This is a genomic window from Pseudomonas sp. AGC41 (assembly GCF_057334555.1).
In genome coordinates, this window is record NZ_JBHFJB010000157.1 from 28919 (window position 1) to 33752 (window position 4834).

4 protein-coding genes are annotated in these 4834 nt (G+C 61.9%); all 4 read right to left on the minus strand.

Features of this window, described 5'->3' with window-relative positions; translation table 11 throughout:
• Positions 1-44: 44 nt before the first annotated feature.
• Complete coding sequence (locus ACE04F_RS27210) at positions 45-869, minus strand: ABC transporter permease (protein WP_486110642.1); 825 nt, start codon at positions 867-869, stop codon at positions 45-47.
• Between the two features lie 12 nt (positions 870-881).
• Complete coding sequence (locus ACE04F_RS27215) at positions 882-2129, minus strand: ABC transporter permease (protein ID WP_305498414.1); 1248 nt, start codon at positions 2127-2129, stop codon at positions 882-884.
• 240 nt (positions 2130-2369) lie between these two features.
• A complete protein-coding gene (locus ACE04F_RS27220; protein WP_003206153.1) occupies positions 2370-3413 on the minus strand; it encodes an ABC transporter substrate-binding protein in 1044 nt (347 codons plus the stop codon).
• Positions 3414-3462: 49 nt separating this feature from the next.
• Positions 3463-4587, minus strand: a complete 1125-nt coding sequence (locus ACE04F_RS27225; RefSeq protein ID WP_305498413.1) for an ABC transporter ATP-binding protein — start codon at positions 4585-4587, stop codon at positions 3463-3465.
• Positions 4588-4834 lie beyond the last annotated feature (247 nt).

Here is a 4834-nt window from a genome sequence, read left to right on the forward strand (position 1 = left end):
CCCCCCCCCCCCCCCCCCCCCCCACACAAGTTCTAAAGCGTGCGTCAGACTTGGGTTGTACGCAGCTTCTCGCTACGCCCACGCAGCCATTCCAGCGTCAGCAGCAGGATCACCGAGAAGGCGATCAACAACGTGGCCGCAGCGGCGATGGTCGGGCTGAGGTTCTCGCGGATACCGCTGAACATCTGCCGTGGCAGGGTCGCTTGCTCCGGGCCGGCCAGGAACAGGGTCACCACCACTTCATCAAACGAAGTCGCGAAGGCGAACAATGCGCCGGAGATGACGCCCGGCGCGATCAACGGCAAGGTCACGCGACGGAACGTGGTCAATGGCGAAGCCCCGAGGCTGGCAGCAGCGCGAACCAGGTTGTGGTTGAACCCTTGCAAGGTCGCCGAGACGGTGATGATGACGAACGGCACGCCGAGCACCGCGTGGACGATGATCAGCGAGAAGAAGCTGTTGCCCATCCCCAATGGCGCGAAAAACAGGTAGCTCGCGACACCGATGATCACCACCGGCACCACCATGGGCGAAATCACCAGGGCCATCACCAGCGCCTTGCCCGGAAAGTCGCCACGGGTCAGGCCGATCGCCGCCAGCGTACCGAAGATCATCGCCAACAGCGTTGCCGCCGGGGCCACGATGATGCTGTTCTTCAGCGCCCGCATCCATTCGGCCGAAGCGAAGAAATCGTGGTACCACTGCAGCGAAAAACCCTGCAGCGGATAGACCAGGAAACTGCCCGAGTTGAACGACAACGGAATGATCACCAGCACCGGCAGGATCAGGAACAACAGGATCAGCCCGCAGAGTATGCGCAAGCTGTAGAACCACACCCGTTCGACGGGGGACATGTAAGGACTCAGCATTTCGATCTCCCCTTAGCTCAGGCGCAGGCGACTGGCGCCTACCAGCCAGCTGTAAATCAGATAAAGCACGATGGTCGCCAGCAACAGCAATCCGCCGAGCGCCGTGGCCATGCCCCAGTTGATACTGGTGTTGGTGTAGAACGCGACAAAGTAGCTGACCATCTGGTCGTTCGGGCTGCCCAGCAGTGCCGGGGTGATGTAGTAGCCGATGGCGAGGATGAACACCAACAGGCAGCCCGCACCTACGCCGGCGTAGGTCTGCGGGAAATACACCCGCCAGAAACTGGCGAACGGGTGACAGCCCAGGGAGATCGCCGCGCGCATGTAAGTGGGCGAGATGCCCTTCATCACGCTGTAGATCGGCAGGATCATGAACGGCAACAGGATGTGGACCATGGAGATGTAGACGCCGGTGCGGTTGAACACCAGCTCCAGCGGTTTATCGATGACGCCCATGGCCATCAGCGCGCTGTTGATCAATCCGCCCGACTGCAGCAGCACAATCCACGCCGCCACCCGCACCAGGATCGAGGTCCAGAACGGCAACAGCACGAGGATCATCAACAGGTTGCTCTGGCGTGACGGCAGGTTCGCCAGCAGATAGGCCAGCGGATAGGCGAGCACCAGACAGATGGCGGTAATCACCAGGCCCATCCAGAAAGTCCGGGTGAAAATATCCAGGTAGATCGCCTGGTCGGGGGTGGCCGGGGCCAGCTCACCGAGATCGTCGATGCGGTGATCGACCGCCGCCAGCAGGTAGTAAGGCGTGACATTGCTGGTGTTGCGCCGGATCACCTGCCAGTACGCGGGATCACCCCAGCGTTCGTCGAGGCTTTCCAGTGCTTCTTTATAAGAGGCCGGCTCGGTGGCGAACGGCAGCGCGCGAGCAGTCTTGGTCAGCAGGCTGCGGTAGCCGGCCAGTTCCATGTTCAGGCGCTTGGACAAATCGCCCAGGGTCTGATTCTTGCGGGCTTCGGCCAAGTCTTCACTGGCAGCCTTGTACACCGGCTCGCCGGGCAAACCGCGTCCGTCCCATGCGGCAACGGCAGCGACCGTGCGTGGCATGGCGCCTACCACTTCCGGGTTGCTGACGCTTTTGAACAGCAGCGCGACGATCGGCACCAAAAACACCAGCAGCAAAAACAGCACCAGCGGCGCGATCAGGGCCTGGGCCTTCCAGCGGTTGAGCCGCTCGGCGCGCTTGAGCCGCTGCTTGAGGGTGGGGCTGGTGCCCGCGTTCAGTGGAACGGCGATGGCCATGGCGAACTCCGCAAATCTCTTTGATCGTTACAGGGGCGGCGAGCCGCCTCTGTTCTTTTGAAACCGCAACCTGTGGTACGCGTGGTCGTGGCGAGGGAGCTTGCTCCCGCTGGGCCGGTCCGACGCCTCGGGCGAAGCGGCCCCAAAATTTGTCGGCAATGCCTATCTTGTGAGTGCTGCGCACTCAAGCGGGAGCAAGCTCCCTCGCCACAAAAGCCTCGCCTCACAGGATGACGTGGGTTACTTCGCCGCCCAGGAGTTGAAGCGCTGCTCCAGTTGCTCGCCGTTGTCAGCCCAGAAGCTGACGTCGATCTGCACCTGGTTGGCGATGTTTTCCGGGGTGGTCGGCATGTCTTTCAGCACGTCCTTGGCCAGCAATGGCACGGCCTGGGTATTCGCCGGACCGTAGGCGATGTTTTCCGAGTAGGTCTTCTGCTGCTGCGGCGCCACCGAGAAGGCGATGAATTTTTTTGCAGCTTCGGCGCGGGTCTTGTCCAGGCCACGCGGGATGGCCCAGGCGTCGAAGTCGTAGATGCCGCCGTTCCACACCACTTTCAGGTTGCTCTCTTTCTGTACCGCGGCGATCCGGCCGTTGTAGGCCGAGCTCATGACCACGTCACCGGAAGCGAGATATTGCGGTGGCTGGGCACCGGCTTCCCACCACTGGATGTTCGGCTTGAGCTCGTCGAGCTTCTTGAAGGCGCGATCCTGGCCATCCTTGCCGGCCAGCACCTTGTAGACGTCTTTCGGCGCCACGCCGTCGGCCATCAGGGCGAATTCCAGGGTGTACTTGGCGCCTTTGCGCAGGCCGCGCTTGCCCGGGAATTGCTTGGTGTCCCAGAAATCCGCCCAACTGGTCGGCGCGGTCTTCAGTTTGTCGGCGTTGTAGGCCAGCACGGTTGACCACACGAAGAAGCCCACGCCGCAAGGCTGGATGGCGCCCTTGACGTAATCTTCGGCCTTGCCGAACAGGGCCGGATCGAGTTGCTCGAACATATCTTCGTCGCAGCCACGGGACAATTCCGGCGACTCGACTTCCACCAGGTCCCACGAGACGCTCTTGGTGTCGACCATGGCCTTGACCTTGGCCATTTCGCCGTTGTATTCGCCAGCCACGATCTTGCCGTTGCCGGCCGCTTCCCACGGTGCGTAGAAGGCTTTGACCTGAGCCGCCTTGTTCGCCCCGCCGAAAGACACCACGGTCAGGTCCGGGCCCGCCGCCATCGCGCTTGCCGCACCCATCATGCCCAGTGTCAGGGCTGTGAACTTCAGGGATCTCAACATTTATTGTTCTCTCCACGTGCAGGGTTGGTGTTGGTACAGCTGGGGGCGATCAATTCGCCTCTAGAAGCGGATCGAGCGCGCGTACGTGCTCGACCTGCCAGCCAAGCGGAACCACGTCCCCGACAGCAAGCCCGGGGTCGAGCTCGGCAATCGGTTGTTTCACGAAGAAGTCGTTCTTGCCGCAGACTTCGAGGCGAACCCGGACGTGGTCGCCCAGATAGATGAATTCCGCCACCCTCCCTGAGAAGCGGTTGATACATTGTTCGCTGGCGCCGTTGAGGCTCACCCGCTCCGGGCGGATCGACAAGGTCACGGGTTCGCCGGGCTTGCCGACATTGACCGCCAGGGCCTCGACCTTTTCGCCCCGTCCCAGCTCCACCACGCAACGGTCACCGGTGTGACTGTGCAGGCGGCCGTTGAGGCGGTTGTTCTCGCCGATGAAGTTGGCGACGAAAGTGTTCTTCGGCTCTTCATAGAGTGTGCGCGGCGGGGCGATCTGCTGGATCTCGCCCTGGTGGAACACCGCCACGCGGTCGGACATGGTCAGGGCTTCGCCCTGGTCGTGCGTCACGTAGACCACGGTCACGCCCAGGCGCTGGTGCAGGTGTTTGATTTCCATCTGCATGTGTTCGCGCAGTTGCTTGTCCAGTGCGCCGAGAGGCTCGTCCATCAGCACCAGTTGCGGCTCGAATACCAGCGCCCGGGCCAGAGCCACGCGCTGTTGCTGGCCGCCGGACAACTGCGCCGGATAACGTTGGGCGAAGGTGTCCAGTTGGACCATGCTCAAGACACGCTTGACCCGATCGCCCACGTCGCTTTTGTTCAGGCCACGGACGGTCAGCGGGAATGCCAGGTTTTCGGCGACGGTCATGTGCGGGAACAGGGCATAGTTCTGGAACACCATGCCGATATCGCGCTTGTGCGGCGGCACGTTGTTGATGGAGCGCCCGGCGAGCTGGATCTCGCCGGCGGTCGGGGTCTCGAAGCCTGCGAGCATCATCAGGCTGGTGGTCTTGCCGGAGCCGGAAGGCCCGAGCAGGGTCAGGAATTCGCCTTTGCGAATGTCCAGGTTGAGGTCCTTGACGATCAGGTTCTCGCCGTCGTAGCTCTTCTGCACACCACGAAAGCTGACCAGCACATCACTGGCCCCCGCGCTTGAATCCACCTGGCTCATACCCGCACCTTTTGTATTGATGACTGCTTGTGAGTCAAGCCTAGTGGAGCCCGAGACCCACGCAAATCGGGCCGCAGGAGAGAATCGCCTCAGCCATATGGAAGCGTCGGGGTAGGGATTGCCCTACAAGGATGGCGGGATTGGATAAGTGCGGCGGTGAGTTTCAAGCGGCGAGCTGCAAGCAGGGGCAAAAGCAGTGTTGGGGTGTGTCGCAAATGGATATGCCAACACAAGCACCCTGTGGGAG